The sequence below is a fragment of the Modicisalibacter luteus DSM 23508 genome, assembly GCF_000378505.1.
Lineage (GTDB): Bacteria > Pseudomonadota > Gammaproteobacteria > Pseudomonadales > Halomonadaceae > Modicisalibacter > Modicisalibacter luteus.
This window is the reverse complement of the sequence record NZ_KB900000.1, coordinates 117850-144287: the sequence shown is the minus strand read 5'-3', so window position 1 is coordinate 144287 and position 26438 is coordinate 117850. Positions and strand designations below refer to the sequence as shown.

At 61.8% G+C, this 26438-nt stretch carries 29 protein-coding genes; 17 read left to right on the top strand and 12 right to left on the bottom strand.

The window, feature by feature from the left end; genetic code table 11:
* Window positions 1-38: 38 nt before the first annotated feature.
* The 4 genes from F568_RS0117295 (at window position 39) to F568_RS0117280 (ending at window position 4154) form a co-directional block, all read left to right on the top strand.
* The gene (locus tag F568_RS0117295; RefSeq protein ID WP_019020024.1) at window positions 39-698 is read left to right on the top strand and encodes a YfgM family protein; all 660 of its coding nucleotides are present in this window, start codon (window positions 39-41) and stop codon (window positions 696-698) included.
* Window positions 695-1849, top strand: coding sequence for an outer membrane protein assembly factor BamB (gene bamB / locus F568_RS0117290; protein WP_019020023.1), 1155 nt, complete (start codon window positions 695-697; stop codon window positions 1847-1849). The genes F568_RS0117295 and bamB overlap by 4 nt, the downstream gene beginning before the upstream one ends.
* 148 nt (window positions 1850-1997) lie before the next feature.
* Entirely contained in the window at window positions 1998-3401 is a 1404-nt protein-coding gene (gene der, locus F568_RS0117285; protein ID WP_019020022.1) for a ribosome biogenesis GTPase Der, read from the top strand.
* A gap of 123 nt (window positions 3402-3524) precedes the next feature.
* Window positions 3525-4154: a hypothetical protein gene (locus F568_RS0117280; protein WP_019020021.1), complete on the top strand. Its 630-nt coding sequence runs from the start codon at window positions 3525-3527 to the stop codon at window positions 4152-4154.
* Here F568_RS0117280 and F568_RS0117275 read toward each other — a convergent pair.
* Complete coding sequence (locus F568_RS0117275; RefSeq protein ID WP_019020020.1) at window positions 4114-5022, bottom strand: ATP-binding protein; 909 nt, start codon at window positions 5020-5022, stop codon at window positions 4114-4116. The genes F568_RS0117280 and F568_RS0117275 overlap by 41 nt on opposite strands.
* 109 nt (window positions 5023-5131) lie before the next feature.
* Here F568_RS0117275 and F568_RS0117270 point away from each other — a divergent pair, with 109 nt between their 5' ends.
* Window positions 5132-5926, top strand: a complete 795-nt coding sequence (locus F568_RS0117270) for a M48 family metallopeptidase (protein WP_019020019.1) — start codon at window positions 5132-5134, stop codon at window positions 5924-5926.
* A gap of 109 nt (window positions 5927-6035) precedes the next feature.
* Here F568_RS0117270 and aroE read toward each other — a convergent pair whose 3' ends face one another.
* The 5 genes from aroE to F568_RS23125 all read right to left on the bottom strand — a co-directional run bounded on the left by aroE (window position 6036) and on the right by F568_RS23125 (window position 10686).
* Window positions 6036-6848, bottom strand: coding sequence for a shikimate dehydrogenase (gene aroE / locus F568_RS0117265; protein WP_019020018.1), 813 nt, complete (start codon window positions 6846-6848; stop codon window positions 6036-6038).
* Between the two features lie 10 nt (window positions 6849-6858).
* Window positions 6859-7797: an oxygen-dependent coproporphyrinogen oxidase gene (hemF, locus tag F568_RS0117260; protein ID WP_019020017.1), complete on the bottom strand. Its 939-nt coding sequence runs from the start codon at window positions 7795-7797 to the stop codon at window positions 6859-6861.
* Window positions 7798-7865: 68 nt separating this feature from the next.
* Complete coding sequence (tsaC, locus tag F568_RS0117255) at window positions 7866-8423, bottom strand: L-threonylcarbamoyladenylate synthase type 1 TsaC (protein WP_019020016.1); 558 nt, start codon at window positions 8421-8423, stop codon at window positions 7866-7868.
* A gap of 58 nt (window positions 8424-8481) precedes the next feature.
* Window positions 8482-9585, bottom strand: coding sequence for a DNA-processing protein DprA (dprA, locus tag F568_RS0117250; protein ID WP_019020015.1), 1104 nt, complete (start codon window positions 9583-9585; stop codon window positions 8482-8484).
* A 3-nt stretch (window positions 9586-9588) separates the two neighbouring features.
* Window positions 9589-10686, bottom strand: coding sequence for a LysM peptidoglycan-binding domain-containing protein (locus tag F568_RS23125; protein WP_189459656.1), 1098 nt, complete (start codon window positions 10684-10686; stop codon window positions 9589-9591).
* A gap of 235 nt (window positions 10687-10921) precedes the next feature.
* On the opposite strand from F568_RS23125, the gene def reads away from it, so the two are divergent.
* From def to F568_RS0117210, 7 genes are all read left to right on the top strand, one after another.
* Window positions 10922-11431: a peptide deformylase gene (gene def, locus F568_RS0117240; RefSeq protein ID WP_019020013.1), complete on the top strand. Its 510-nt coding sequence runs from the start codon at window positions 10922-10924 to the stop codon at window positions 11429-11431.
* Between the two features lie 139 nt (window positions 11432-11570).
* A complete protein-coding gene (gene fmt, locus F568_RS0117235) occupies window positions 11571-12560 on the top strand; it encodes a methionyl-tRNA formyltransferase (RefSeq protein WP_019020012.1) in 990 nt (329 codons plus the stop codon).
* Window positions 12557-13876 carry a 16S rRNA (cytosine(967)-C(5))-methyltransferase RsmB gene (gene rsmB / locus F568_RS0117230; protein WP_019020011.1) on the top strand — a complete coding sequence of 440 codons (1320 nt, stop codon included), beginning with the start codon at window positions 12557-12559 and terminating at the stop codon, window positions 13874-13876. The genes fmt and rsmB overlap by 4 nt, the downstream gene beginning before the upstream one ends.
* A gap of 94 nt (window positions 13877-13970) precedes the next feature.
* Window positions 13971-14177, top strand: coding sequence for a dodecin (locus tag F568_RS0117225; RefSeq protein ID WP_019020010.1), 207 nt, complete (start codon window positions 13971-13973; stop codon window positions 14175-14177).
* A gap of 113 nt (window positions 14178-14290) precedes the next feature.
* A complete protein-coding gene (gene trkA, locus F568_RS0117220; protein WP_019020009.1) occupies window positions 14291-15664 on the top strand; it encodes a Trk system potassium transporter TrkA in 1374 nt (457 codons plus the stop codon).
* 51 nt (window positions 15665-15715) lie between these two features.
* Window positions 15716-17164, top strand: a complete 1449-nt coding sequence (locus F568_RS0117215; protein WP_019020008.1) for a TrkH family potassium uptake protein — start codon at window positions 15716-15718, stop codon at window positions 17162-17164.
* A gap of 68 nt (window positions 17165-17232) precedes the next feature.
* The gene (locus F568_RS0117210; protein WP_040476549.1) at window positions 17233-18453 is read left to right on the top strand and encodes a TraB/GumN family protein; all 1221 of its coding nucleotides are present in this window, start codon (window positions 17233-17235) and stop codon (window positions 18451-18453) included.
* Here the strand turns inward: F568_RS0117210 and F568_RS0117205 are convergent.
* The 3 genes from F568_RS0117205 to F568_RS0117190 all read right to left on the bottom strand — a co-directional run bounded on the left by F568_RS0117205 (window position 18445) and on the right by F568_RS0117190 (window position 21157).
* Complete coding sequence (locus F568_RS0117205; protein WP_019020006.1) at window positions 18445-19251, bottom strand: tRNA-uridine aminocarboxypropyltransferase; 807 nt, start codon at window positions 19249-19251, stop codon at window positions 18445-18447. The two genes, F568_RS0117210 and F568_RS0117205, sit on opposite strands and share 9 nt — an antisense overlap.
* A 92-nt stretch (window positions 19252-19343) precedes the next feature.
* Window positions 19344-20294, bottom strand: a complete 951-nt coding sequence (locus F568_RS0117200; protein WP_019020005.1) for a bile acid:sodium symporter family protein — start codon at window positions 20292-20294, stop codon at window positions 19344-19346.
* 137 nt (window positions 20295-20431) lie between these two features.
* Window positions 20432-21157 carry an SIR2 family NAD-dependent protein deacylase gene (locus tag F568_RS0117190; RefSeq protein ID WP_019020003.1) on the bottom strand — a complete coding sequence of 242 codons (726 nt, stop codon included), beginning with the start codon at window positions 21155-21157 and terminating at the stop codon, window positions 20432-20434.
* Window positions 21158-21275: 118 nt separating this feature from the next.
* Between F568_RS0117190 and F568_RS0117185 the strand changes: the two genes are divergently transcribed.
* From F568_RS0117185 to F568_RS0117165, 5 genes are all read left to right on the top strand, one after another.
* Window positions 21276-22088: a pseudouridine synthase gene (locus F568_RS0117185; RefSeq protein WP_019020002.1), complete on the top strand. Its 813-nt coding sequence runs from the start codon at window positions 21276-21278 to the stop codon at window positions 22086-22088.
* Window positions 22089-22098: 10 nt separating this feature from the next.
* Window positions 22099-22929, top strand: coding sequence for a tRNA cyclic N6-threonylcarbamoyladenosine(37) synthase TcdA (gene tcdA / locus F568_RS0117180; protein ID WP_156817479.1), 831 nt, complete (start codon window positions 22099-22101; stop codon window positions 22927-22929).
* Window positions 22919-23152 carry a DUF1653 domain-containing protein gene (locus tag F568_RS0117175; protein ID WP_019020000.1) on the top strand — a complete coding sequence of 78 codons (234 nt, stop codon included), beginning with the start codon at window positions 22919-22921 and terminating at the stop codon, window positions 23150-23152. The genes tcdA and F568_RS0117175 overlap by 11 nt, the downstream gene beginning before the upstream one ends.
* Window positions 23153-23276: 124 nt before the next feature.
* A complete protein-coding gene (gene purE / locus F568_RS0117170) occupies window positions 23277-23783 on the top strand; it encodes a 5-(carboxyamino)imidazole ribonucleotide mutase (protein WP_019019999.1) in 507 nt (168 codons plus the stop codon).
* Window positions 23784-23785: 2 nt separating this feature from the next.
* On the top strand, window positions 23786-24877 hold the full coding sequence (locus tag F568_RS0117165) for a 5-(carboxyamino)imidazole ribonucleotide synthase (protein ID WP_019019998.1): 1092 nt from the start codon (window positions 23786-23788) through the stop codon (window positions 24875-24877).
* A gap of 79 nt (window positions 24878-24956) precedes the next feature.
* Here F568_RS0117165 and bfr read toward each other — a convergent pair whose 3' ends face one another.
* From bfr to F568_RS0117150, 3 genes are all read right to left on the bottom strand, one after another.
* Window positions 24957-25436: a bacterioferritin gene (bfr, locus tag F568_RS0117160; protein ID WP_019019997.1), complete on the bottom strand. Its 480-nt coding sequence runs from the start codon at window positions 25434-25436 to the stop codon at window positions 24957-24959.
* Between the two features lie 182 nt (window positions 25437-25618).
* Window positions 25619-25822, bottom strand: a complete 204-nt coding sequence (locus F568_RS0117155) for a bacterioferritin-associated ferredoxin (protein WP_019019996.1) — start codon at window positions 25820-25822, stop codon at window positions 25619-25621.
* 127 nt (window positions 25823-25949) lie between these two features.
* The gene (locus F568_RS0117150) at window positions 25950-26408 is read right to left on the bottom strand and encodes an RDD family protein (protein WP_019019995.1); all 459 of its coding nucleotides are present in this window, start codon (window positions 26406-26408) and stop codon (window positions 25950-25952) included.
* Between the last annotated feature and the right edge of the window lie 30 nt (window positions 26409-26438).

The following is a 26438-nucleotide window of genomic DNA, read 5'->3' as shown; positions in this document are numbered from 1 at the left end:
GCACAGCCAGTTTCAGACAGACTTGAAGGAGACCGCCCGTGGCGGAACTGCAAACCGAAGAAGAACAGCTTGACGCCATCAAGCGCTGGTGGAAGGCCAATGGCACGTCCCTGATCGCGGGTGTGGTGATTGCCGCTGCCGGTGTCTTCGGCTGGAAAGCGTGGCAAAGCTACCAGGCCAACCAGGCTGAAGCGGCCTCCATGCGCTACCAGCAACTGTTGTCGCTGGCCGGCCAGGATGAACTTGATGCCGACATGATGGCCCAGGCCCAGCAGCTTATCGGCGAGGTCAAGGATGAGCATGGCGATACGCTATATGCCGACCTGGCCACCCTCCTCCAGGCACGCCTGGCAATCACAGATAATGATCATGCGGCAGCCATGGAAGCCTTGCAGGGCCTGATCGACACGACGCAGCGCCCTTACCTGCAGGGTCTCGCCCGCCTGCGCCTGGCTCGCGTACAGCTCGCCGACGGTAACCCTGACACGGCACTGAAGACCCTCGAAGCCGGCGTGCCCGATGCCCTCGCCGCCCAGTTGGCCAATACCCGTGGCGATATATTTGTTGCCCTGGATCGTGAAGCCGACGCCCGCGAGGCTTACCGTAACGCCTTGCGTCTGGCCCAGGAAGGTGGCCAGCCGGTGCCCGGTGTCCAGCTCAAGCTCGACAATCTCGGTGCAGAGGATGCCATGCTATGAAGACTTCTTCGCTTTTCGTTCCCGCAGTTCTGGTCGCTCTGCTGGCCGGCTGTGCCGGCTCCGTCGAGCCCGAGTATGCGCCGCGCGAGCTGACCGCTATCCAGCCCCAGGTCGACATCGACCGGGACTGGAACCAGAGTATCGGTGAAGGTTTGGGCGTGGCTCGCTATCCAATCACTCCGGCACTCGATAGTGGCGTGCTATTCGCCGCCGACCAGTCCGGGCTGGTCCGTGCCATCGATGCCGAGAGTGGCGAGCGCCAGTGGCAGGTCGAACTCGGTACGCCCATCTCCAGCGGCCTGCGTGCCGTCGCCGGCCGTGTTTATCTGGGCACCCGGAATGGTGAGGTCGTGGCTCTGGATCAATCCAGCGGTGAGGAGCTGTGGCGTTCCAGAGTCTCCAGTGAGGTCCTCGCGCCGCCCCAGGCCAACAGCCGGCTGTTAGTCGTACAAAGTGTGGATGGCGCCATTACCGCCTTGGATCGGACCACTGGCGAGGAGCAGTGGGTCTACAACAGCAATGAACCGGCGCTGACCCTGCGTGGCACTGGCACCCCCCAGGTCATCGACCAAGTAACCTTTGCCGGCTTCGCCAACGGCCGCCTGGTCACCCTGGACAACCGCAGTGGCCAAGCCCTCTGGGACATGCGTGTCGCCGTACCGCAAGGTCGCAGCGAAGTCGAGCGTCTGGTCGACCTCGACGGTCAGCCACTGCTGACCCGTGACGGACGCCTCTATGTCACCAGCTACAACGGACGTCTGCTGGCCCTCGAAGCGACTAGTGGCGAAACACTCTGGGAGCGCGAGTCGTCTAGCTACCTGAGCCCCATGCTGGTTGGCGACACCCTGTTCACGGTCAACGAAGCCAGTCATATGCTGGCCCTCGATGCGCTGTCCGGCCGGGTCATATGGGAGTCTGACGCCTTGGAAGGCCGCTGGCTGACCTCACCGACCTTCGTCAACGGCCGCATCGCAGTGGGCGATTACGAAGGTTATATCCATCTGTTCGATGCCCAAAGCGGCGAACTGGTGGGTCGACGCGATGTCGGTGACGGCATCAGCCTGGAACCCATCGGCAACGGCCAGCGTCTCTACGTGATTACCGACGATGGTGAACTCAATGCCTTCGGCGTGTCTGACACCGATAACTGAGCTCTTGCGTGCAGGCACCCCACCTGCACGCTTTACGTTATGCCACTTTCACTGATGGGCGTACCCTGGCTGGTAATGCTAGAATCGCGCCCAATCCAACAGAAACCGTGCCGGTTTCTGCCGACTCCTGACTCGACTCGCTAATACCATGAATCCCGTGATCGCCCTGGTCGGCCGACCCAACGTCGGCAAGTCGACCCTTTTCAATCGCCTCACCCGTTCGCGTGATGCCCTGGTCGCCGACTTTCCCGGTCTGACCCGGGATCGCAAGTACGGCAATGGCCAGCTTGGCGACAAGACCTATACCGTCATCGATACCGGCGGTATCAGCGGTGACGAGGAAGGCATCGATGCCGCCATGGCCGAGCAATCCCTGCTGGCCATTGATGAGGCCGATATTGTGCTATTCCTGGTCGATGCCCGCGCCGGCCTGCATGTCGCCGACGAGGCCATTGCCAACCACCTGCGTGTCAACCAGAAGAAAACGTGGCTGGTCGTCAACAAGACCGACGGACTGGAAGAGCATTCGGCCATGGCCGACTTCTGGACCCTCGGCCTGGGCGACCCTCGCCCCATTGCTGCCGCTCACGGACGTAACGTCACTACGCTGATCGATGAGGTGCTGGCGCCTTTTCCCGAGCGTGAGGAGCACGCCCCACCCCCGGCCACTGATCAAGGCATTCGCATCGGCGTGATCGGGCGGCCCAATGTCGGCAAGTCGACGCTAGTCAACCGGTTGCTTGGCGAAGAGCGCGTGGTGGTCTTCGACGAGGCCGGCACCACGCGCGACGCCATAGAGATTCCCTTTGAACGCCGCGGCCGTCCCTACGTACTGGTTGATACCGCCGGGGTTCGTCGCCGCAAGAATATCAGCTTGACCGCCGAGAAATTCTCGATCATCAAGACGCTGGAAGCGATCAAGGAATGCCATGTCGCTGTCATGGTGCTGGATGCGCGCAGCGGCCTGGTGGAGCAGGATCTGCATCTGCTTGATTACGTACTCAGTACCGGGCGCGCCCTGGTGCTGGCGGTAAATAAATGGGATGGCCTGGAAAGCGAGCAGCGCGAGAAGATGCGCGCCGACATCAAACGCCGGCTGGGCTTCGCCGATTACGCCGACCTGCACTTCATCTCGGCGTTGCACGGCACCGCAGTGGGCGACCTATACCCATCCATCGAGCGTGCTTTCAAGGCAGCAACCGCGCATTGGTCCACTAACCGCCTCACCAATATCTTGCAGGATGCAGTTAGCGAGCATCAGCCGCCTTTGGTGCACGGCCGCCGCATCAAGCTGCGCATGGCCCACCAGGGTGGTAGCAATCCGCCAATCATCGTGGTCCACGGCAACCAGACCGAGGCGCTGCCGGAAGCCTACAAGCGTTACCTGACCAATACCTTTCGCAAGGTACTCAAGGTGCGGGGCACACCAATGCGCTTCGAGTTCCGATCGGGCAAGAATCCCTACGACAGCAACGCCGACGCCACCGATCGCGAGAAAGCTCGCGCCCGACAACTGGCCCGTACCAAAGAGGCACGCCGCAAGCGTCGCTGAAGCGTGACGACTGGCGTCTCTCTAATTTACTTGTCGCCCTCTGGTGGGCGACCCTAGAATGCGCGCGCGTACTGGCCTCATACGGCCAGGCGCCCCACCTTTCTTGTCGTTTGGGAGCGCTGCATGCCCTCTTTCCGTTCCGACTACCGCCACGCCTGGCGTGGATTGCGTGTTCTTCCCTTCTGCCTGGCGCTGTGGCTCGGCGGCTGTTTGGCCCTGCCGCAAACGGGCCTGTTCGCCATGCGGCTGACGCTCACCTCGCTGGGGGTCGAAAACGTTCGCGTCGGCTCGTATGACATTCAAGCTGGCCTGAACACCAGCGACCTTACCTCTCTGCTCGCCTCGACCTTGGGCACCGGCAGCCTGCCGATTCAGGCGACACTGGCCCTGGGTCTGGGTTTGCCCAGCGGCCTGCCGCCAGTGCAACTTGACGGCTTTGGCTGGACCCTCGATGTACCCGGTGCCGAACCGGTCAGCGGTCACTATGACGAAAATGTAGCTCTTACGCCTGGCAACGATGCCGATGTGCGTCTCCCGGTAAGCTTCGACCTGCTCGGCGATAGCCAGAAACTGATGCCTATGGTGCAGCTGGCCAAACAACTGGCTAACCAAGGCGAATTACCGGAAGGCAGCGAGCTGAGTATCGATCCAGGCGACGTCAGTGGATTGGGCGTCAAGCTTCCGGCCGGCCTGTGGATGCCAACCCTGCGTTTCACTGTCGGCCCCCAGGGCAACCTGCAGCCTCAGCAGTAATCAGCTCAACGCTCAAGGCCTGGCTTCCGACCCAGTGGCAGGCAAACTGCCAAGCGGCTCGCCCGCTGCGCCCACCGCGCAGCGTGGCGAACCGGATGGCCTCCTCACGGGCTTCGTCGTTCCAGCCCCGCATGTCGCCGAGTTGGTGAACCCAATGGCGGCACGTTTCGAGATAGGTGCCTTGATTGAAGGGGTGAAAGGCCAGCCACAGCCCAAAGCGATCCGACAGCGATATCTTTTCTTCCACGGCATCGCCATGATGCAGTTCGTCACCGACCAGCCGGGTCTCGGCATTGTCGCTGAGCGACTCTGGGAGTAGGTGACGCCGATTTGAGGTGGCATAGAGCAGCACATTTTCGGGGGGGCCGGTCAGGGTACCGTCGAGGACGCTCTTTAGCGCCTTGTACGCGTCGTCATTGCCTTCAAAGGAGAGATCGTCGCAATACACCACGAAACGATGCGGCTGATCCCGTAACTGTTGGACCAGCATGGGCAGGCCGACGAGGTCATGGCGGTCCACCTGAATCAGACGCAGCCCTTCAATGGATAGGGTGTTCAGCAATGCCCGTACCAACGAGGACTTGCCACTGCCACGCGCACCCCATAGCAATGCGTGGTTGGCAGGTAGACCACGCAGGAATGCGCGCGTATTGTCGAGCAGGGCGCGTTTCTGGCGCTCTACGCCGAGCAGGTCATCCAGCGTCACGGCATCGCGTACGGTCACCGGCAACAGCTGGCCGCCCAGCGCATGACGCTGCCACAGGGCAGCGACATCCCGGGACCAGTCCAGTTGGGGTGGCTCTTCGGGTAACCAGGCCTCGACGCGATCAAGCAGACGAGAAAGACGCTGGGACAGCTCGGCATCCATCGTTTCTACGCTCCTAAGTCAGCAGTGGTTGACCCCGCAGGGCATCCGGGTATCTTGAAGCCCAACACGACCACGGTCCAGATGGATAGGACGCCAGGAGACGAAACCCATGAAATGGATGAAGCGTAGCGCCATCGGCGCCTTGATAGTCACCCTTGCCGCCTGCAGTCAGTCGCCGACCGGCCGCTCGCAACTGACCCTGTTTTCCGAAGAACAACTCAACCAGATGGGGGCGCAGAGCTTCGCCCAGTACGAACAGCAATTGCCGGTTGTCGGCGGACAAGCCGGCAAATACGTGCAGTGCGTGGCGACCGCCATCACCAGCCAGTTGAACTCGGGTGGAGCCTGGGAGGTCAGGGTCTTCCAGGACGAGTCGGCCAACGCCTTCGCTCTGCCCGGTGGTTACATCGGCGTCAATACCGGCCTGCTCAATGTAGCCAAGAATCAGGACCAGTTGGCAGCGGTCATCGGCCACGAGATCGCCCACGTCATGGCCGACCATGCCAACGAGCGCGTATCCCAGCAGGCCGCTACCCAGACCGGCCTGTCGGTGTTGCAGTCTGCGGCCGGCCTCGAAGGGGCTGGCGGGCAGCAGCTAATGGGCCTGCTCGGTGCCGGCGCCCAGTACGGCATCCTCATGCCCTTTTCGCGCAAACAGGAAGGCGAGGCTGACGTAGTAGGCCTCAACCTGATGGCCCGGGCCGGCTTCGACCCACGCGAAAGCATTGACCTGTGGCAGAACATGTCAGCCAACAGCCAGGGACAGCCGCCCGTGTGGATGTCAACCCACCCCAGCCATGGCCAGCGTATCGGAGGCCTGCAGGAACAAATGGATGAAGCACTCGCGCTTTATCAACAGGCGAAGGCGTCAGGCCAGACACCCAACTGCCAGAGGCCGAACTAGTGCGACGTTGGACAGCATTTTGCTAACGGATCGGCCTGATACGGGTAGCTAGGGCTGGTACGTTCGTCGCCGCCAGAAAAGCGTCACCCGGCCGAGGCCGGGTGACGGGTCACATCTCGCCGCGCAGCAGCTCCCTGATAGGTGCCGTTTCGGGACGATGATTTCGCCACAAAAAGTAGGACTCCGCTGCCTGTTCAATCAGCATACCGAGACCATCCACGGTACGTGCCCCACGCTCGGCGGCCCAGCGTAGGAAGACGGTCGGCTCGTTGCCGTACATCATGTCGTAGGCCAACGCAGCATCCGCGAATAGATCGTCGGGAAGGGGCGGCAGATCTCCGCCTAGACTGGCACTGGTGCCGTTGATGACCAGATCGAACGCTCCCACGATCTCGTCGAAGCCACCGCCGGTGGTTTCACCCAGGTCAGCGAAGTCCTCGGCCAATTGGCGTGCCTTGCCCGGGGTGCGGTTGGCAATCATGAGTGCTGCCGGCTGCGCAGCCAAAAGAGGCTCAATAACGCCGCGCACGGCCCCTCCTGCGCCCAAAATCAGGATGCGCGCCCCTTCCAGGGGAGCGGCATGCGCCTGCAGGTCACGCACCAAGCCAACGCCGTCCGTGGTGTCGCCATAGATGTCGCCTTGCTTGCCGAGCACCAGCGTATTCACGGCACCGGCACGCTGCGCGCGTGAACTCAACACGTCTGCCAGGCGAAAGGCATCTTCCTTGAAAGGCACAGTGACGTTAGCCCCCTTGCCGCCATGAGCGATGAAGTCGCGCCAAGCATCCACAAATCCATCCAGAGGTGCTTCGATGGCCTCATAGGCGATATCGTCACCGAACTGCTCGGCAAAGGCTGTATGGATACGGGGCGACTTGGAGTGGCCGACCGGATGGCCGAACACGCAATAGCGATCTGTCATCTCTCGACTCCTAGGCTCGCGGTGCGGTGCAGTCGGCATCGTTCAGCCAGTCACGCGGATGCAGATAATCGCGATATAAAACCTCCTCGCGACTGCCCGGCTCCGGAGCCCAGCCGTAGTGCCATTCGGCGACCGGCGGCATCGACATCAGGATCGACTCGGTGCGACCGCCGCTCTGCAGGCCGAATAGCGTACCGCGATCCCATACCAGGTTGAACTCGACGTAACGTCCACGACGGTATGACTGGAACGCACGCTCACGCTCGCCATAGGTATCGTGCCGACGGCGCTGAACGATGGGCAGGTAGGCGTCCAGATAGCTATCACCCACGGCGCGCTGGAACGCAAAGCAGCGGGAGAAATCCCACTCGTTCAGGTCGTCGAAGAACAAGCCCCCAACCCCTCGGGTCTCGTTGCGATGCTTGAGGTAGAAATACTCGTCGCACCATGCCTTGTAACGGGCATAGATGTCTTCACCGAACGGCTGGCAGGCATCACGAGCCACCCGATGCCAGTGGATCACGTCCTCCTCGACCGGATAGAACGGCGTCAGGTCGTAGCCGCCCCCAAACCACCATACCGGGGCCTCTTCGGCCTTCTCGGCTATGAAGAAGCGCACGTTGCCGTGGCTGGTCGGCACGTGGGGGTTATGAGGATGCATGACCCAGGAAACCCCTACAGCATGAAAGCTGCGGCCCGCCAGCTCAGGACGCGCAGCGGTGGCGGAAGGCGGGAGAGTCTCGCCATGAACATGGGAGAAGTTGACGCCACCCTTTTCGAAGACGGCGCCGTTTTCTATAACCCGTGAACGGCCGCCACCGCCCTCGGGACGATCCCAGGCATCTTCCCGAAAACTGGCCTCGCCGTCTTCGTCGGCAAGTGCCTGGCAAAGGCGATCCTGCAGATCGAGAAGATAGTGTCTGACGTCATCGAGATGGGAGTGTGCCACACGTTACTCCTTGAATTGCTTTCGTGGCGCCATACCCATATCGGCGTATGGCTGCAGGCAGCATTTGCTCAGTCGCGCAGCACTAAGCCGCTGCGCAGGTCGCGGATGGTGCTGGGACGCGAGTAGCCGCCGAGCGATCCATCCAGGACATGGACCGCCTCGCCGAATTGGCGGCGCACGGTGACTGCATCCCGTGCTGGCGACTCACCGGCGCTGTTGGCTGAAGTCGATACGACAGGCCCACCGAAGGCGGCACATAATTCACCAACCAGTGGATGATCACTGACTCGCAGAGCCACACTGGAATGCTCCCCCCTCAGCAAGGGGTGCGAACGCCCGTTATCCGGCACCAGCCAAGTATTCGGCCCTGGCCAGCTCGCGGCAAGGCGCTGCCGGTCTTGTGCCTGCAACCCGGCCAGCCAAGGCTCCAACTGCGCGATATGCCCGGCAATCAGGATCAATCCCTTGGCCGGATCACGCTGTTTGAGTCGAATCAGGGCCGCCAAGGCCTCAGCGTTATCGGGATCGCAACCCAACCCCCATACGGCCTCGGTCGGATAGGCGAGAATGCCGCCCTGGCGCAGGGCGGCGACAGCATCATCTAGGGCGTGGCAATCGGTCATCATTTGCAGCTCGATTGAGAGACTGGGGCGGGATTCTAGCATGCCCGCCACCGGTCAACAGCTATGCGGGCAGCCGGACCCAGCCGCCCGGCGCCTGAATCACACGGCCTTCGAGTTCGAGCTCGAGCAGCCGCTGCTGGCAGTGGCCAAAACCCTGGCCGGATAGATCGATCAACAGATCGAGTGGTGTCGGCGTATCGCTGAGCAGGGCCAGCAACGGGTCTTCGGGGGTCGGTTCAGCTGGCTTGCCCACGCCCTCTGACAGGGCGGGTAGCGTGGCCGCAGGCAGCGACCAGTGCGTCAGCTCGGTGAGGATATCCTCGACGCACGTAACCAGTGCTGCGCCCTGGCGCAACAGCGCAAGACAGCCTTTCGCCTGAGGGTTATTGATGGATCCCGGCAAGGTAAAGACGTCCCGGTTCTGCTCCATGGCCAGTCGCGCACTGATCAGAGAGCCGCTTTTTTCGGCCGCCTCGACGACTAGTACGCCCAGTGACAGACCCGTAATGATGCGATTGCGGCGCGGAAAGAAGGCCGGGTTGGCACGCGTACCTGGTGCATGTTCGCTAAGCAACAGTCCGCCATGCTCCAGCATCTGCCGGTAAAGCCCTGAGTGCCGTGAGGGATAGATTACGTCGATGCCGCATCCCAGCACCCCGATACTGGCACCGCCAGCGGCCAGCGCCGCATGGTGGGCCTGGCCATCGACTCCCAAGGCCATGCCACTGACTACAGCCATGCCCGCCCTGGCGAGCTCACCAGCAAAGCGGCCGGCATTGCCAAGCCCCTCACGTGTTGGCCGACGTGTGCCGACAATGGCCAGCCCCGGCATGCTCAACACATCCAGGCTGCCTCGCGCCCAGAGCAGCGGTGGTGGATCCGGCAATTCGTCGAGCAGGGCCGGCCAGGCGGCATGCGCCGGGGTCAGCAGACAATGAGAGGCCTCGCGGGCCTCCCATTCCAGGGCGCGCTCGACTTCTGCCTGGAGCGGGCTGCGCGATGGATGCTCCAGCCATAAGCGCAGGGCGTCACGAGCGGGACCTGGCAGTAACGCCAGCCAGCCGTGAGGCCACTCGGGCTGGCGAGCCCTGAAGGAGGCAAGTCGTCGCGCGCCGAGCCCCGGTAATCGCGACAATACAAGCCACTCCCTGGCAGTCATGGCCATGTGTCACGCACCCCCAACATCGGTCAGCAGCTCTTCGGCCCGCGGGGAATGAACGCGATCGCCGACTGCTAGACTTCGCGAGGCATGCATGACCAACGCGTAGCTGACCCGGTCGTAGACGCGAAACACCATCAGCCAGCCGGCATCCTCGCCAGGCAAGCGAATCTGCTCCTGGGTAACGGGATCGGTGACCAACTCACCCTGCTGCTCCACGGCAAGTACGTGGCCGGGCTCGAGGCCATCACGCTCGCCGAGATCGAGAGCCACTACGTCCAGCCTGCCGATGAACTGAACTCCGCCGGGAACCGACAGGATCTGCCCTTCGCTCGGCCGAACCGGTGCACGCGGCTGGAATTCAGGCGTCACCGAAAGCGACTCGAGAGGGAGCACTAGATCGGCATCACGGATTTCCTGCCGCGAGGACACCACTTCCAGCATGGCGATGTCGCCCTGCTGGCGTACGAAACGTGCTTCTCCCAGAGTCTGGAGTTCCAAGCCAAGGAACTCACCGGTGTCGGGGTCTTGATAGCGTTGCCCCGGCCGATAGAGACCGAAGCGCTGCATTGAAGGCAAGTCTCCGCGGACATAGAGCCGGTCACCGGCGCCGCTGATGATTCGCCGATCATCGCCGGCCACCACATAGGGCACCCCCTCGATAATGCTCGGATCGACGATGCGGTTGCCCTCGAGGAAATTTTCCACCGTGTTAAGTGGTAGTGGCGGTATAGCCTCACGGTGCGGTATCCGTCGCACCTCGGGCGATAGCCGCACGACACCGCCTTGGCCACGCTCGAGCCCCAGCCGTGGCTGACCGTTTTCGTAATGCAGATAGATGCTGTCGCCTGGGTAAATAAGATGGGGATTACGAATCTGGGGGTTGACGTCCCAGACCTCGGGCCACTGCCAGGGAGATTGCAGGAAACGACCTGAGATATCCCATAGCGTGTCGCCCTTGACCACCGTATAGCGCGCAGGCGCATCCTGGCGTAGCTCGGTGGCGAGCGCCGCAGCGGGCATCATTAACAGAGCGCCAGCTAGCATTCCACCCAACCAGCCGATCAGATGCGGGCGGCGCACTTCACCGTCCAACCTCTTTCTCATCCCCTGCCCCTTATCGAACGCCTGCTCTTCTCGAGAACCGGCTTTTTCTTTTCCTGAGTTAATGCTTCAGCCCCTAAACGAGAGCTTGCCATGCCCATAGTGCCGGGGCGGCTCAACCATCGCACCGACAGCCAACCACTGCTGCAATGGCGCCCCAAAGGTTCCGTTACTCGGCGGCGCGCACTACAATATGCCTAATGTTCACGCAACTTTGCACAACGGTAATTTAAACGCCATGGCCAAGCTAGACATCCTCGAATTTCCCGACGAACGCCTGCGCACCAAGGCAGCGCCGGTCGATGTCGTCGACGATGAGGTACGTACCCTGGTCGACGACATGTTCGAAACCATGTACGACGCCCGCGGGATTGGCCTGGCGGCGACGCAGGTCGATGTCCATCGCCGGGTCATAGTGATGGACGTGAGTGACGATCGATCGCAGCCGCTGGTTCTGATCAACCCGGAGTACACGCCGCTCGGCGACGAACGCGAGCCGATGCAGGAAGGCTGCCTGTCTATCCCCGAGTATTATGCCGAAGTGCCGCGCGCCTTACGTGTCCATCTCAAGGCGCTCGACCGTGACGGCCAGCCCTACGAACTGGAAGCCGACGGCCTGCTCGCCCATTGCATTCAACATGAGCACGACCACCTCGAGGGTGTGCTGTTCGTGGATTACCTCTCTCCTCTCAAGCGCGACCGTGTGCGCAAGAAGATGGAGAAGCGCCACAAGCAGATGCAGGGCTAGTAAGCTCTCCTTCGGCCGAACGGCTGACATGACCAGGACCGGACACATGTCCGGTCCTGGTGTTTTGGCACCAGCGTTTTCGACTTCCGCTCCCCTTCGCTATCATGCCTCTCATGCTTCTCCATCACGGATGCCCTTCATGACCCGACCCTTGCGCGTGGTATTCGCCGGTACACCGACGTTTGCCGCTGAAAGTCTCAAGGCGTTACTTGCTAGCCATCACGACATCATTGCCGTCTATACACAGCCGGATCGTCCCGCCGGGCGCGGCCGCAAGCTGACGCCTAGCCCGGTCAAGGCGCTGGCCCAGGAACACGGCATCGATGTCCATCAGCCCGTGACGCTCAAGGATGCCCAGGCCCAGCAGACCCTGGCTGCACTCGGCGCCGACATCATGGTTGTCGTCGCCTACGGACTGCTGTTGCCTCAAGCCGTACTCGATATTCCTCGCCTGGGCTGCCTCAACATCCACGCCTCGCTGTTACCACGCTGGCGTGGCGCTGCACCTATCCAGCGAGCTATCGAGGCTGGCGATAGTGAAACAGGGGTCACCATCATGCAGATGGATGCTGGGCTAGATACCGGCGACATGCTGCTGATCCGACGTATTCCCATCGAGGCCACAACCACTGGCGGGGAATTGCATGATCAGTTGGCTCAGCTCGGCGGCGAAGCTATTGCCGAGGCCCTAAACGCCCTGACCTCCGACGAGTTAACGGCAACGCCACAACCCAGTGATGGCGTCACCTATGCCAGCAAGCTCTCCAAGGCCGAGGCTGAACTCGACTTTACCCGAGCGGCCAAGGAACTGGCCGCTCGCATCCGCGCCTTTAACCCATGGCCGGTAACCTGGGCCTTGCTCGACGGCCAGCCGCTGCGTGTCTGGCTGGCCGAGCCTGAAGCCGAGGCCACCGAAGATCTAGCCCAACTGCCCGGCACCCTGCTCAAGCCGGCCAGCGATGCACTACGCATCGCCTGCGGCTCGGACGGACAAGATGTATTGCGTGTAACTCAGGCACAGCTACCCGGGGGCAAGCCCTTGGCGGCACGTGATCTGCTCAATTCACGTGCCGAGCGCTTCTCGCCCGGTATTCGCTTAGGCCATTCGCATCAGGAGGACACGGCATGAACGACATGTCCAGTGGACAGGGAGTCCGCGTTGCCGCAGCACGCGCGCTGGTCCCGGTACTGACCGGCAAGGGATCGCTGGCCACGCTCGACGACAGCACAGTGCCGGCGCGCGATCGTGCCTTTCTGCGCGCACTCTGCTATGGAGTTTGTCGTACCTTGCCGCGCCTCGAAGCGCTCGCCTCCGAATTGCTGCGCAGCCCATTCAAGGCACGAGATGCCGACGTCAAGGCATTGCTGCTGCTGGGCATCCACCAGTTGCTCTACCTACGGGTACCGCCGCATGCCGCCGTTGGCGAGACCGCGGGTGCCGCGCGCCTGCTCAACAAGGAGTGGGCTACCAAAGTAATCAATGGCTGCCTGCGCCGGTTACAGCGCGAATCCGAGGCATTACAAGCGCGGGTCGACAGCGACACTCACGTAGCACTTCTGCATCCTGTCTGGTTGATACGCTCGCTGCGTCAGGCCTGGCCCGATGACTGGCAGGACATAGCCGAAGCCAACAACCGCCCCGGCCCGATGACGCTACGTACCAACCGGCGCCTGACCACGCGCGACGCCTACCTGCAGCAACTCGAACAGGCTGGCAAGTCGGCTACGCCCTGCCGTTACTCCGAGGATGGCATCACTCTGGATAGCCCCTGCGATATCGGCGAACTGCCTGGTTTCGCCAGCGGTGAGGTCAGCGTGCAGGATGAAGCTGCACAATTGGCCGCGCCATTGTTGGCGCCAGTATTGCAACAACGTCCCGGGGCGCGCGTGCTGGATGCCTGCTGCGCCCCGGGCGGCAAGGCCGCCCATCTGCTCGAGGCCTTCGATATCGAGCTCACCGCCATCGACAGCGATGCAGCCCGCCTCGCGCGCGTCGAAAGCACACTCGCACGTCTCAAGCAGAAGGCCCATCTCAAGCACGCCGACGCCGGGGGGCTCGACTGGTGGGACGGCCAGCCGTTTGAGGCGATTCTGCTGGACGCGCCCTGCTCGGGCACTGGCGTCATTCGGCGCCACCCGGATATCAAGCAGTTGCGTCGCCCCAGCGACATTCGCGACCTCGCCGCGCTGCAGGCACGCCTGCTGGATAATCTGTGGCAGACGCTGGCGCCCGGCGGCCAGCTGCTTTATGCAACTTGCTCGATAATGCCGGAAGAGAATGCCAACGTCGTCGACGCGTTCCTGACCCGTACGCCGGATGCCCGCAGCTTGACACCGGTGGACGTTGAGTGGGGCCGACCCGCCGGGGCCGGACGCCAGCTTATGCCCCGCATCGACGGCCACGACGGCTTCTTCTACGCCCTGCTGGAAAAGAACCTCGGTTAGACAGCGGGCGGCAGGGTGCACCTATACTGGCGAAGGTATTCGGCACTGCGCAGGCGGTGCCGACTAATACGTTCTACGGTCTAGGAGGACTGGCATGTCCAATCATGTCTACAAGCATATCGAGATCACTGGCTCTTCACCCAAGGGTATCGAGGATGCCGTCGAGCAAGCTATCGCCAAGGCCAACGAGACGCTGCACGACATGCGCTGGTTCGAGGTCACCGATACCCGTGGCCACATCGAACATGGCCGCATCGCGCACTGGCAGGTTACCGTCAAGGTCGGTTTCACACTGAACTGAGCCCACCTGACGAGAGACTCGGGTCCGGATTGGCCGGGCCCTGTCCTCGGCGCCCTTCTCTGGTTTATGCTAGCGCGTCACAACGGACCACCCCGTATGCGGATTCCTCATCGATGAAGATCATCATTCTGGGCGCCGGTCAGGTCGGCGGTACGCTAGCCGAACACTTGGCCCATGAAGAAAACGACATCACCGTGGTCGATACCGACTCGGGACGCTTGCGTGAGCTGCACAATCGGCTGGATATCCGCACCGTGACCGGTCCGGCCTCCTATCCCATGGTGCTGCGTCAGGCCGGCGGCGAGGATGCCGACATGCTGATCGCGGTGACCAATTCCGATGAAGTCAATATGGTGGCCTGTCAGGTTGCGCACACCTTGTTTCGCACGCCGACCAAGATCGCTCGGGTGCGTGCCGCCGCCTACCTGACGCGAAAGGGGCTGTTCTCCAACGAGGCAGTGCCGATCGATGTGCTGATCAGTCCTGAGCAGGTAGTCACTGACCATATCCGTCGTCTGATCGTCTATCCGGGCGCCTTGCAGGTCCTCGAGTTCGCCGGTGGCCAGGCTCAGTTGGTAGCGGTCAAGGCTTATTACGGCGGCCCGTTGGTGGGACAGGAACTAGGGTTTTTGCGCAGGCACATGCCTAATGTCGACACTCGTGTCGCCGCCATCTATCGGCGAAACCGACCGATCATCCCACGGGGCGACACCGTCATCGAGGCCGACGACGAAGTCTTCTTCATTGCCGCGCGCAAGGACATCCGCGCAGTGATGAGTGAGCTTCGCAAGGTCGAACGCGACTTTCGACGGGTGATCATCGCCGGGGGCGGCAACATCGGCCAGCGCCTGGCCGAACAGCTCGAACACAGTCACCAGGTCAAGATCATCGAACATGATCTTGATCGCTGCACGGTACTTTCCGAGCGACTCGATCGCACTGTGGTGCTGCATGGCAGCGCTACCAGTAAGCGCCTGCTGATCGAGGAGAACATCGAAGACTGCGACATATTCTGCGCGCTGACCAACGATGACGAGGTCAACATCATGTCGTCGATGCTGGCCAAGCGCCTGGGCGCCAAGAAGGTGCTGACCCTGATCAACAACGCCGCGTACGTCGATCTGGTCCAGGGCGGCGAGATCGACATCGCGATATCGCCGCAGCAGGCCACCATCGGTGGTTTGCTGACCCATGTGCGCCGCGGCGATATCGTCAACGTACACTCGCTGCGTCGCGGTGCCGCCGAGGCCATCGAGGCCATCGCACATGGCGATTCGCGCTCGTCCAAGGTCGTCGGCCGTACCATCGACGAGATCGCCTTGCCGGCAGGGACGACCATCGGCGCCATCGTGCGCGGCCAGGAAGTGCTCATCGCCCACGACGATGTGGTCGTCGAATCCGGTGATCACGTCATCCTGTTCGTCGTCGACAAACGCCGCATTCGTGACGTGGAACGTATGTTCCAGGTAGGTCTGACCTTCTTCTGATAGACCGGACAGGACAACGATAGACATGCATAACGCAGGAAAAACCACGCCATGAGCCCACGCGTGACACTGCGCATTCTTGGGCTCTTGCTGATGCTATTCAGCCTGACCCTGTTGCCCCCGATTCTGATCTCCTGGCTGCTCGACGATAGCGTATGGGATGCCTTTGCCATTGCCATGGCGATAACTGCAGTCACCGGGGCGGCGCTCTATCTACCTAACCGGCACGCCCGCAAGGAACTGCGTACCCGGGACGGTTTCCTGATTACCGTGCTGTTCTGGAGCGTTCTGGGTCTGTTTGGGTCGCTGCCGCTGATGCTGGCCAGCGATCCGGCACTGTCGTGGACCGATGCCGTCTTCGAGTCGTTCTCGGGGCTTACCACCACCGGCGCCACGGTGATCACCGGCATCGACTTGCTGCCCGATTCCATTCGCTATTACCGGCAGCAATTGCAGTGGCTGGGCGGCATGGGGATCGTGGTATTGGCGGTCGCCATCCTGCCGACCCTGGGCATCGGCGGCATGCAGCTCTACCGCACCGAAATTCCCGGTCCGCTCAAAGACTCCAAGCTGACGCCACGCATCACCGAGACCGCCAAGGCGCTGTGGTACATCTACGCCGCCCTGACCTTGTCCTGCTTCCTCGCCTTCTGGGCCGCCGGCATGAATTGGTTCGATGCGCTCGGGCATAGCTTCTCGACCGTGGCCATCGGCGGCTTTTCGACCTACGACGCCAGTATCGGTTACTTCGATAGTGCCATGATCGAGACGATCTGCATCGTGTTCATGGTGCTATCATCGATCAGTTTCGGCCTGCACTTTGCCGCCTGGCGCGAGAAGCGTCTGGGCCAGTACGCTCGCGATCCCGAGTTTCGCTTCTTCATCGTTTTCCTGGCACTGCTCAGTGCCGTCAGTGTACTGATCCTGCTGGTCAGCGATACTTACAACGACCTGAAGGGCGTACGTCATGGAATCTTCGAAGCCGTGTCGGTGGCTACCACCTCAGGCTTCGGCGTGGCCGATTTTTCGGCTTGGCCCGGAGCGCTGCCGTTCATGCTGTTCGTCGCCGCTTTCGTCGGCGCCTGCTCGGGATCGGCCGGTGGCGGGATGAAAGTGATCCGCATCCTGCTGATTATCAAGCAGGGCATGCGTGAGGTTTTGCGCTTGATCCACCCCAACGCCGTGATCGCCGTCAAGGTGGGCCGCACCAGCGTGCCGGACAGCGTCTCGCAAGCGGTATGGGGCTTCTTCTCGGTCTATGTGATGCTGTTCTTCCTGATGCTGATCGGCATGCTTGCCACCGGACTCGACCAGGTCACCGCCTGGTCGGCAGTAGGTTCAGCGCTCAATAACCTCGGCCCCGGCCTCGGCGAGGTCGCCAACCACTATGGCGATATACCCGCAGCGGCGAAGTGGATTCTGGTGGTAGCCATGGTGCTGGGTCGCCTGGAAATCTTCACCGTGCTCGTGCTTTTCACTCCCGCCTTCTGGCGTCGCTGAGCGGGTTTGGTCTATTTCTACCCTTCGTGGATAATCGGATGCTCGATTTCATTTGCAAGCGAGCGTCCATGACCGAAACCCAGGACATTTCCCGCGAGGACACCCATGAGGGCCCACGCCGGGTGATCGATTGCGGCGATACCCGCTACACCCTGCTGGGCACCGCCCATGTCTCCCGTGCCAGTGCCGACGAGGTTCGCGAGTCGATTCGCTCCGGAGAGTACGATGCCGTGGCTATCGAGCTATGCGAGTCACGCTACAAGAGCCTCACCGAGCCGGACAGCCTAGCCAATCAGGACCTGTTCGACGTGTTCCGGCAGGGTAAGGCCGGCATGGTCGCCGCCAGCCTGGCCCTCGGCGCCTTCCAGCAGCGTGTCGCCGAGCAGTCGGGAATCGAGCCCGGCGCGGAGATGCGCGCGGCGATCAAGGAGAGCCAGCGCGCCGCCCTGCCGGTGGTCCTGGTTGACCGCGATGTCGGCATTACGCTCAAGCGCATCTACGGCAACGTGCCCTGGTGGCAGCGAGCGGGCCTGATCAGCGGCCTGTTCGGTAGTCTGCTGTCACGTCAGCAGGTCTCCAGCGAGGAGATCGAGCGCCTAAAGCAGGGTGACGTGCTGGAATCCACATTCCGCGAGTTCGCCGAACAATCGGAAAGCCTGTATACCCCGTTGATTGCCGAACGCGACCGTTACATGGCGCTGCGCCTGGCCGAGGAGAGCCCGCCCGGACGCTACCGCAATGTACTGGTCGTGATCGGCGCAGGGCACCTCAAGGGGCTGGCCGAGCATTTAGCGCAACCGCTACCCGACGACCCTGCCGCCGAACGCCGCCAGTTGGACGAGACGCCAACGCGGGCACGCTGGTGGAGGGCCTTGCCCTGGCTGATTACTGCGCTGGTGCTGGCCGGCTTCGCCATTGGCTTTTCTCGCGATACCCAGCTCGGCTGGCAACTGGTCGGCGAATGGTTCCTGATCAACGGCGTGCTGTCGGGGCTCGGTGCTGCCATTGCCCTGGCTCACCCACTGACAGTGGCCGCCACCTTTTTCGCCGCTCCACTGACCTCACTCAATCCCACCATCGGGGCCGGCTTCGTGGCCGCCGGGGTGGAGCTCAGCCTGCGCCGTCCAAAAGTCCGCGACTTCTCTCGGCTTCGGCACGACGTTTCCTCGGTCAAAGGCTGGTGGCGCAATCGCGTCTCGCGAACGCTGCTGGTGTTTCTGCTCGCGACCGTTGGTTCGGCTGCCGGCACCTGGATCGCCGGGCTGCGTATCGCCGAGCAGTTACTTTGAGCGCTGTTCCAGCAGGCGGCACATTGCCAAGGTTGGGGATTCCAGCCGGTGGTGCTTGCGACTGGCCGCATAGCTATCGTTGAACGCATCGAAATAGTCGTCGAGAGTGGCTGCGGCGTGAGTGTCGCCACTCTGGCGCAACAACTCGGCGGCCACCTCGGCAGTACATAGATGCGACGCCGAAGCCGGCTTGCGCAGGTGATAGCGAGTCAGCCGGTCGCTGTGCAGCGGAAGTACCGGCAAGTGATCGAGATAGGGACTCTTGCGAAACATTCGGCGTGCCTGACGCCAGGTTCCGTCAAGAATGATGAATACCGGGATACGGCCGGTGCAGGCTGCCTCGCCTACCGCGTCGATATTCACGACTCGCTCGGCATAGTCCGGCTGATCGTCGGGAAAGATGATGAAAGGCGCGAAACGTGAATCCTCGAGACGCGCTATCAGGGTCGCGTCCGGCGCCGTCCGGTACCAGGTGAATACCTCAGTGGACTCTAGAATGTCGCCGATCAGGCGCCCGGTGTTGGTCGGCTTGTTGTGTTCCAGCGGGTGCGTCAGCAACCAGAAGCGGGATTGGCTCTGCGCTGCGACCCGATAAGGGCATAGACAGTTGAGTACGGGTAGACGGCAACCTTCGCAACGTTCGACGAAACTCCCCCGTGCCTTAAACGGCCTGCGTGGCGGACGTGGCCGGCCGGTGGCCGGATCACGCTCCCAGGCGCTGTCGCCCGAAAAGCCATCACCGGATAGTTGGACGTCAGTGCAGGTCGCCGTGTCCGCGTCGTCGCGAATATCGCTCATCATTGATCTTGCCGGAGTTGCCAAAAAGAGTGCTAAAAAAGCGGGGCCGGGCATTCTAGCATGCCCGGCCCCGCTTGCCGTGTGCGATGGGGTCAGCCGGCGATCGGACGCGCCCCGCCTTCGGCATCCGTTACCGGGCGACGCTTCCAGTATCCGGCCAGCAGCGACCCCGACACATTGTGCCAGACTGAGAACAACGCACCCGGCAACGCCGCCGTGGCACTGAAGAACTGGTTGGCCAAGGCCACGGCGAGCCCTGAATTCTGCATGCCAACCTCGATAGCAATGGTACGTGCGACGCGCTGGTCGAAGCCCAGCAGCCGACCTACACCATACCCACCCGCCAGGCCAATGGCGTTATGCAATATGACAGCGACGGTGACCAGCGGGCCCAAGGTAGCCAGCCGGCCGGCATTGAGCCCCACCACGATGGCGATAATCAGCACGATGGCGGCCATCGCGATGGTTGCCAGCAACGGTTCGACACGGCGGATTTGCTGGCCCAGAAAATGATGGATGATCACACCCAGCGCGATGGGTGCAATGACCAACTGGGCGATACTCATGAACATGCCCGCTACCGGCACATCGACACTCTGGCCGACCAGCAACCAGGCCAGCAGCGGCGTAGCGACCACAGAAATCAACGTGGATACCAGCGTCATCGATACCGACAATGCGACGTGACCGCCGGCCAGCCAGGTCATGACATTGGACGCCGTACCACCGGCGGTGGCGCCGACCAGCACCATGCCGGTAGTTAATGCGGCATCCAGACCCAGCACCCACGAGACCGCCAGAGCAGCCACGGGCATCACCGTAAACTGCAGCACCACGCCAACCGCCACTGGCAGCGGTGCCCGCACCACACCAAGAAAGTCGTGCCGCGAGAGGGTCAGGCCCATAGCGAACATGATAATGGCCAGCAGTAGCTTGATCTGCCCTGCCAGGCTGGTAAACCAGCCAGGTTGCCAGGCTGCCAGGATGGCAAAAAGAATCGCCCATACGGGGAACAGGCGATTGAGGCGTTCGAAAGTCGACATGAGGTGTCCTGATAGCGTTGGAACAGGAGATCGGCCGCTCGATGCGGCGCTTATGGTTTGCCGGCCAGGCCGGCCGAGCGAGCTATCTTGCCCCATATCGCTCGTTCGGTGAAGGCAACGTTCGTCACATCATCGGCTTATAGCCACTCCGGCACCCAGAGCCGGTTTTCCCGCTTCCAGTCGCCGATCAGTGTCGGCACGCCCTCGCTGGCCGGCGCATCGAGCGCCTTCACCCATTTTGGCGACAGCTGCGTCGCCTTGGGGTCGACAAGGATACAGGGGCATTCCACCGGCGCTTGATCGACCAGCATCGCTGCCGGCATGACGCTCAGCGAGGTACCGACCACCAGCAGCAGGTCGGCTTCGGCGACGATGTCGCAGGCATGCGGATAGGTCGGCACCGCCTCGCCAAACCAGACAACATCCGGCCGCAACTGACTGCCTTTATCGCATAGGTCGCCAAGCTTGATGCCGCCTCGCGGTAGAGGATAGAGCAGTCGTGGGTCGATGCTGGAACGCGCCTTGAGAATTTCGCCGTGCAGGTGCAGCACATCGTGTGAACCAGCCCGTTCGTGCAGGTCATCGATGTTCTGGGTGATGATACGCACATCGAAACCGGCCTGCTCCAGCTCGGCCAGGGCCTGGTGGGCCGGATTGGGCCTGGCCCGGCGCACTTGGGCTCGGCGTTCATCGTAAAAGCGCAAGACCAGTTCAGGATCACGAACCCAGGCCTCGGGGGTAGCCACATCCTCGATGGCATAGTTCTCCCATAGGCCATCGCCGTCGCGAAAGGTCTTCAAGCCGCTTTCTGCGCTGATGCCCGCGCCAGTGAGCACCACTAGCCGCGGTTGGGAATGGGTCATGTCACATTGCCTGCTGCCGAAAAACACGGAACACAGGATAGCCGACACCGCCCCGAGGATGACACAGCGCATTCCGACGGCGACAATAGCGGCCTACTCATGACTTGCTGAACGCTCCATGTGCCAGGCCCTGCCCATCGTTTATCAGGACGACACCCTCGTCGCTGTCCGCAAGCCGTCCGGCCTGCTCGTGCATCGCACGGCTCTGGCACGCGGCGAGACGCGATTCGCCCTACAGATGCTGCGTGACCAACTGGGGCGCCACGTCTATCCGGTGCACCGTCTGGATCGACCCACCTCGGGAATATTGCTGTTTGCCTTATCCCCATCGATGGCCAAGTCTCTCGGCGAGGCCTTCACTGCCCAACAGGTACGCAAGCGTTATCTGGCGGTGGTACGTGGCATCGGTCCCGAGCATGAGTGGATAGATAATCCACTGCGCGAGGAAGATGGCCGGCGCCCCAAGGCGGACATGCCGCCGCAACCGGCGTGCACCGAGATACGCCGACTCGACAGCGTAGAGCTGCCGGTACAAGTTGACCGCTATCCGCAGGCACGCTATTCGCTGATGGAGGCACGCCCAGCTACGGGGCGACGCCATCAGATTCGTCGCCACCTGTCACAGCGAGGCTATCCGATCATCGGCGATGCCAAGCACGGCAAAGGGAGACACAACCGATTTTTCCGTGACCAGTTGGCTTGCGGTCGGTTGCTGCTTGCCGCCGTAGGGCTGAGCTTTCGTCACCCGACCTACGATGCGGTGCTGCACTTGTCCGCTGCTGTCGATGCCGACATGCACCATCTATTCGAGTCCTTTGGCTGGGTCGGGCATCTACCCTATGACGACGTTCACTGGGACGATGCGCTACCGCCTTCCGGCGGCGACCCGCAACATGAGCCACATATTACCTACAGCCATGAACCTCTCTGAACCGGATGCCATGACTGACGATTATGAGTTTCGCTTTGGCGGAATCCGCCGCCTCTACGGCGCCCGTGCCGCTCGCCACTTTCGACAGGCCCACGTGGTGGTGGTCGGTGTCGGAGGGGTAGGCAGCTGGGCGGTCGAGGCCTTGGCGCGCGCCGGCATCGGCAAGCTGACCCTGATCGACCTGGACGACGTCTGCGTCTCCAACATCAATCGCCAGCTTCATGCCCTTGACGGCACCATCGGCCGCCCCAAGGTCGATGTTCTGGCCGAGCGCTGCCGGGCAATCCATCCCGGTATTGAGGTTGTCGCCGATACCGCCTTCGTCACGCCCAGCAACTTGGCTGAGCGCATTCCCGATGATGCCGACCACGTCATCGATGCCATCGACAGCGTAGTTGCCAAGGCGGCGCTGATTGCCTGGTGCAAGCGCCGCAAGCTGGGCCTGACGGTCACCGGCGCCGCCGGCGGCCAGACTGACCCCACCCGCATCAAAATTGCCGACCTGACACGTACCGAGCATGACCCACTACTCGCCAAGGTGCGCTCGCGACTGCGCCGCGATTTTGGTTTCTCACGCAATCCGAAGCGCCGCTACAGCGTGGAATGCGTCTATTCTGACGAGCAATTGGTCTATCCCGGCAGTGACGGCGAAGTTTGTCTGCAGAAACCCGGCCAGGCCGAGGCCACCCGCCTCGATTGTGCCAGCGGTTTTGGCGCCGCCACGTTCGTCACCGGCAGCTTCGGCTTCGTCGCTGCCTCCCGGGTGTTGGCCCGTCTGGCGCGCGAGGCCGCCCGTCGCGCCCAGCACGACGCTATCGAGGAGCCCAGCGATGTCACATGACCACCTCCGCCCCGTGCCAGGCATCTACCGGCATTACAAAGGCCAGACCTATGAAGTACTCGGCGTGGCGCATCACAGCGAAACCGAGGAGCCGCTGGTCGTCTATCGTGCCTTGTACGGCGACTATGGTCTGTGGGTGCGCCCACTCGACATGTTTGTCGAAACGGTCGAGGTGCAGGGCGAGCCGGTACGACGTTTCGAGCTCGAGACGCCTTTTCGCTAATGACCACTACGCGGCAGGCAGGCATGCTTGCCGCGAGAATGATATACTCCCGCGCTTGTTTTGGACGGGACAACACGGGCCTGCGTAAGGCCGGCCATCGGTAAGCGAATCGAGCGGAGGAAGCATGAGCGCACGGGTAGGCGTCATCATGGGGTCGAAGTCGGACTGGGCGACCATGTGCCATACGGCTGATACCCTGGAGCAGCTGGGCATCGCCCATGAAGTCAAGGTCGTCTCGGCCCACCGTACGCCCGATCTGCTGTTCGAATATGCCGAGACGGCTGCCGAGCGCGGGTTGGAAGTCATCATCGCCGGAGCCGGGGGCGCCGCTCACCTGCCCGGCATGGCGGCTGCCAAGACCTGCCTGCCGGTGCTCGGCGTGCCGGTCCAGTCGAGCATGCTCAGCGGGGTCGACTCACTACTATCGATCGTGCAGATGCCGGCGGGGATTCCCACCGGCACCTTGGCCATCGGCCGCGCCGGGGCAATCAATGCCGCCCTGCTGGCTGCCGCCATGCTAGGCAACAAGTATCCCGAGGTTCGCCAGGCGCTGGAGCGTTACCGCGCCGAGCAGACCCGCAAGGTTCTCGACCAGCCCGATCCCAGCCGACCCGACGATCAGGAGGCCTGAACATGCGCATCGGTGTGATTGGAGGCGGCCAGCTCGGTCGCATGCTGGCCGAGGCCGGGGCCGGCTTCGATGCCCGCTTCACCTTTCTTGATCCATCGGATTCGGCGTGTGCCGCTGTACATGGTCGGCATATCCAGGCCGACTGGAATGACGCTGCCGCCCTGGAGAAACTACTCGTCCATAGCGACGTGATCACCTTCGAATTCGAAAACGTTTCGTCCGATGTCGTGGCCATGCTCGCCGAACAGCGTCCCGCCTATCCGCCGGCCAGAGCATTGGCAACCGCCCGTGACCGTTGGCTTGAGAAAAGCCTGTTCCAGGCGCTGGACATATCGCTGCCTCCGGTAGCAAAGATCGACAGCCAGGCTGATCTCGACGCTGCAGTGGCCGAGATCGGCCTGCCGGCCGTGCTCAAGACTCGCACGCTGGGCTACGACGGCAAGGGCCAGAAAGTGCTGCACCGAACTGAGAATGTCAGTGGCGCCTTCGCCGAGATGGGCGGCGTCCCCTTGGTGCTCGAGGGCTTCGTCGACTTCGACCATGAGGTCTCCGTCGTCGCGGTCCGTGGCCGAGATGGCGAGACTCGAGTCTGGCCATTGGTGCGCAATGAACACCGCCAGGGCATGCTGCATTGTTCAGTGCCGCAACCCGACCATCCATTGCAAGTACAGGCCGAGAGCTACGCCAACCGGGTCCTTGCCGAGCTCGATTACGTCGGCGTCATGGCTTTCGAGTTCTTCGTTCAGGGCGAGACCCTGCTGGCAAACGAGATCGCACCACGAGTCCACAACTCTGGCCACTGGACGATCGAGGGCGCTGAAACCAGCCAGTTCGAGAATCATTTGCGCGCCATCTGCGGGATGCCTCTGGGTTCGACAGCGCGACTTGCGCCCTGCGCCATGCTCAACGTCATCGGCGCCCTGCCCGACCGCGATACCGTGCTGGCGATCCCCGGCGCCCGCTGGCACGACTACGGTAAGGCACCCCGCCCCGGGCGCAAGATAGGCCATATTACCGTACTGGCAGACAGCGAAGCGCAGTTGCAGGAGCGCCTGACCGCTGTAGAGCGGCTGCTGGCCAACGACCTCGGCTGACATAGAATTTCTCATACATGCAAAAGGCGCCCCGTAGGGCGCCTTTTGCGTTATCGCGATGCTTGAATGCAAGAGCGACTCAATCGCCGTCTTGGTGCATCTGCTTCTGCAGGTAGTTCTCTATCCCTACCTTGTCGATCAAGCTGAGTTCGGTTTCCAGCGCATCAATGTGTTCTTCCTCATCGTCGAGGATATCGCGGAAGAGATCACGGCTGACGTAGTCACGTACCTGCTCGCAATAGGTGATGGCTTCGATCAGGTCGTTGCGCCCCTTGTGCTCCGCTACCAGGTCGGCTTCGAGCATTTCGCGGGTGTTTTCGCCAATATGCAGCTTGCCGAGATCCTGCAGGTTGGGGATCCCTTCCAGGAAAAGAATACGCTCGATCAGCTTGTCGGCATGATTCATCTCGTCGATGGACTCATCGTATTCCCACTTGGCCAGTCTCATCAGGCCCCAGTCCTTGTACATCTTCGCATGCAGAAAGTACTGGTTGATCGCGACCAGTTCGTTGCCGAGCGCAATATTAAGATGTTCGATGACCTTGGCGTCGCCTTTCATGGTGATCTCCTCACAGATGCTTTTTGGGAGCAGGAGTCACGCCCGCTCGCTCAAGTGCAGAAAAGTATCGCCCATAGACAAGAAAAAGTCTAATTACGCCAGTGAGTTACGAATCTTAGTCGCATTTGGGAAAAATTGACGAATGCCAATTGATGTCCACCTCGGACATGGCTTGCGAATTGTCAGACGGCGTAAGCGAGGTCCGCACCGGAGACGAGCTCCCGTGCCACGGCGTCACGAGTGATGGTCTTGCCCATGCAGGCGCACTTACCGCATTGGGTGCCACAACCGGTCTGTTCGCGTACTTCACGCCAGCTGCGTGCCCCATCTTCCACGGCCTGACGGATTGCCTTGTCGGATACGCCCTTGCATAAACATACGTACATTGCATCACCCCGCTTGCTATCGCGAAGTCAAATGTAAATGATTCGCATAATGTACCGCAAGCAGAATTGTGTAACTCAATAGCTACGATAGAAATATACAACCAACAAAAGGCAAGAAATTAAGGCGTTACGCTGACTTGCGCTTGCGCCGTACAGCGTTGGGCAGGACGACGACACGAGAGCGAGAGGCAATATCGGACCAGCTACGCTGTTCCCTATCGAAGAATATCCACCAGTAGCCTAGTCCGAAGGCTGCAAACGAGATGATGGCAACGACGAATCGGATCAGACTCTGTTGAAGCGTGATGGGGCGGCCCTCGAGACTCTGGACGCGCAGCCGCCAAGCCTGCATGCCTAAGGTCATGCCGGCCCGCATCCAGAAGTAAGCAAAGAAGACGAATGTCACCACGAACAGGATGTTGTGAAACAGCGGCGACTCGTTCGCCTCGCCCCCGTTCAGGGCAACGGCAATGAACCCCACCAGCATCCACACCGCAAGCAGTACCAAGGCGTCGTAAACCATGGCCATCAGGCGGCGCAGAAGCCCAGCCGGCCAGACATTATCGAGGTCGGTAAAAGAGCGCATGAAAGATATCCATCATCGGGGCGAGTGACA

Bases quoted from the DNA above. Each gene is read 5' to 3' on its own strand.
- F568_RS0117185 (WP_019020002.1), top strand. From the start codon at position 21,276: ATGTGCCAGGCCCTGCCCATCGTTTATCAGGACGACACCCTCGTCGCT.
- dprA (WP_019020015.1), bottom strand. From the start codon at position 9,585: ATGGCCATGACTGCCAGGGAGTGGCTTGTATTGTCGCGATTACCGGGG.
- tcdA (WP_156817479.1), top strand. From the start codon at position 22,099: ATGACTGACGATTATGAGTTTCGCTTTGGCGGAATCCGCCGCCTCTAC.
- F568_RS23125 (WP_189459656.1), bottom strand. From the start codon at position 10,686: ATGAGAAAGAGGTTGGACGGTGAAGTGCGCCGCCCGCATCTGATCGGC.
- fmt (WP_019020012.1), top strand. From the start codon at position 11,571: ATGACCCGACCCTTGCGCGTGGTATTCGCCGGTACACCGACGTTTGCC.
- F568_RS0117150 (WP_019019995.1), bottom strand. From the start codon at position 26,408: ATGCGCTCTTTTACCGACCTCGATAATGTCTGGCCGGCTGGGCTTCTG.
- F568_RS0117270 (WP_019020019.1), top strand. From the start codon at position 5,132: ATGAAATGGATGAAGCGTAGCGCCATCGGCGCCTTGATAGTCACCCTT.
- aroE (WP_019020018.1), bottom strand. From the start codon at position 6,848: ATGACAGATCGCTATTGCGTGTTCGGCCATCCGGTCGGCCACTCCAAG.
- purE (WP_019019999.1), top strand. From the start codon at position 23,277: ATGAGCGCACGGGTAGGCGTCATCATGGGGTCGAAGTCGGACTGGGCG.
- F568_RS0117200 (WP_019020005.1), bottom strand. From the start codon at position 20,294: ATGTCGACTTTCGAACGCCTCAATCGCCTGTTCCCCGTATGGGCGATT.
- F568_RS0117205 (WP_019020006.1), bottom strand. From the start codon at position 19,251: ATGAGCGATATTCGCGACGACGCGGACACGGCGACCTGCACTGACGTC.
- bamB (WP_019020023.1), top strand. From the start codon at position 695: ATGAAGACTTCTTCGCTTTTCGTTCCCGCAGTTCTGGTCGCTCTGCTG.
- trkA (WP_019020009.1), top strand. From the start codon at position 14,291: ATGAAGATCATCATTCTGGGCGCCGGTCAGGTCGGCGGTACGCTAGCC.
- F568_RS0117215 (WP_019020008.1), top strand. From the start codon at position 15,716: ATGAGCCCACGCGTGACACTGCGCATTCTTGGGCTCTTGCTGATGCTA.
- bfr (WP_019019997.1), bottom strand. From the start codon at position 25,436: ATGAAAGGCGACGCCAAGGTCATCGAACATCTTAATATTGCGCTCGGC.
- F568_RS0117225 (WP_019020010.1), top strand. From the start codon at position 13,971: ATGTCCAATCATGTCTACAAGCATATCGAGATCACTGGCTCTTCACCC.
- F568_RS0117275 (WP_019020020.1), bottom strand. From the start codon at position 5,022: ATGGATGCCGAGCTGTCCCAGCGTCTTTCTCGTCTGCTTGATCGCGTC.
- def (WP_019020013.1), top strand. From the start codon at position 10,922: ATGGCCAAGCTAGACATCCTCGAATTTCCCGACGAACGCCTGCGCACC.
- tsaC (WP_019020016.1), bottom strand. From the start codon at position 8,423: ATGATGACCGATTGCCACGCCCTAGATGATGCTGTCGCCGCCCTGCGC.
- F568_RS0117175 (WP_019020000.1), top strand. From the start codon at position 22,919: ATGTCACATGACCACCTCCGCCCCGTGCCAGGCATCTACCGGCATTAC.
- der (WP_019020022.1), top strand. From the start codon at position 1,998: ATGAATCCCGTGATCGCCCTGGTCGGCCGACCCAACGTCGGCAAGTCG.
- F568_RS0117155 (WP_019019996.1), bottom strand. From the start codon at position 25,822: ATGTACGTATGTTTATGCAAGGGCGTATCCGACAAGGCAATCCGTCAG.
- F568_RS0117280 (WP_019020021.1), top strand. From the start codon at position 3,525: ATGCCCTCTTTCCGTTCCGACTACCGCCACGCCTGGCGTGGATTGCGT.
- rsmB (WP_019020011.1), top strand. From the start codon at position 12,557: ATGAACGACATGTCCAGTGGACAGGGAGTCCGCGTTGCCGCAGCACGC.
- F568_RS0117190 (WP_019020003.1), bottom strand. From the start codon at position 21,157: ATGACCCATTCCCAACCGCGGCTAGTGGTGCTCACTGGCGCGGGCATC.
- F568_RS0117210 (WP_040476549.1), top strand. From the start codon at position 17,233: ATGACCGAAACCCAGGACATTTCCCGCGAGGACACCCATGAGGGCCCA.
- F568_RS0117165 (WP_019019998.1), top strand. From the start codon at position 23,786: ATGCGCATCGGTGTGATTGGAGGCGGCCAGCTCGGTCGCATGCTGGCC.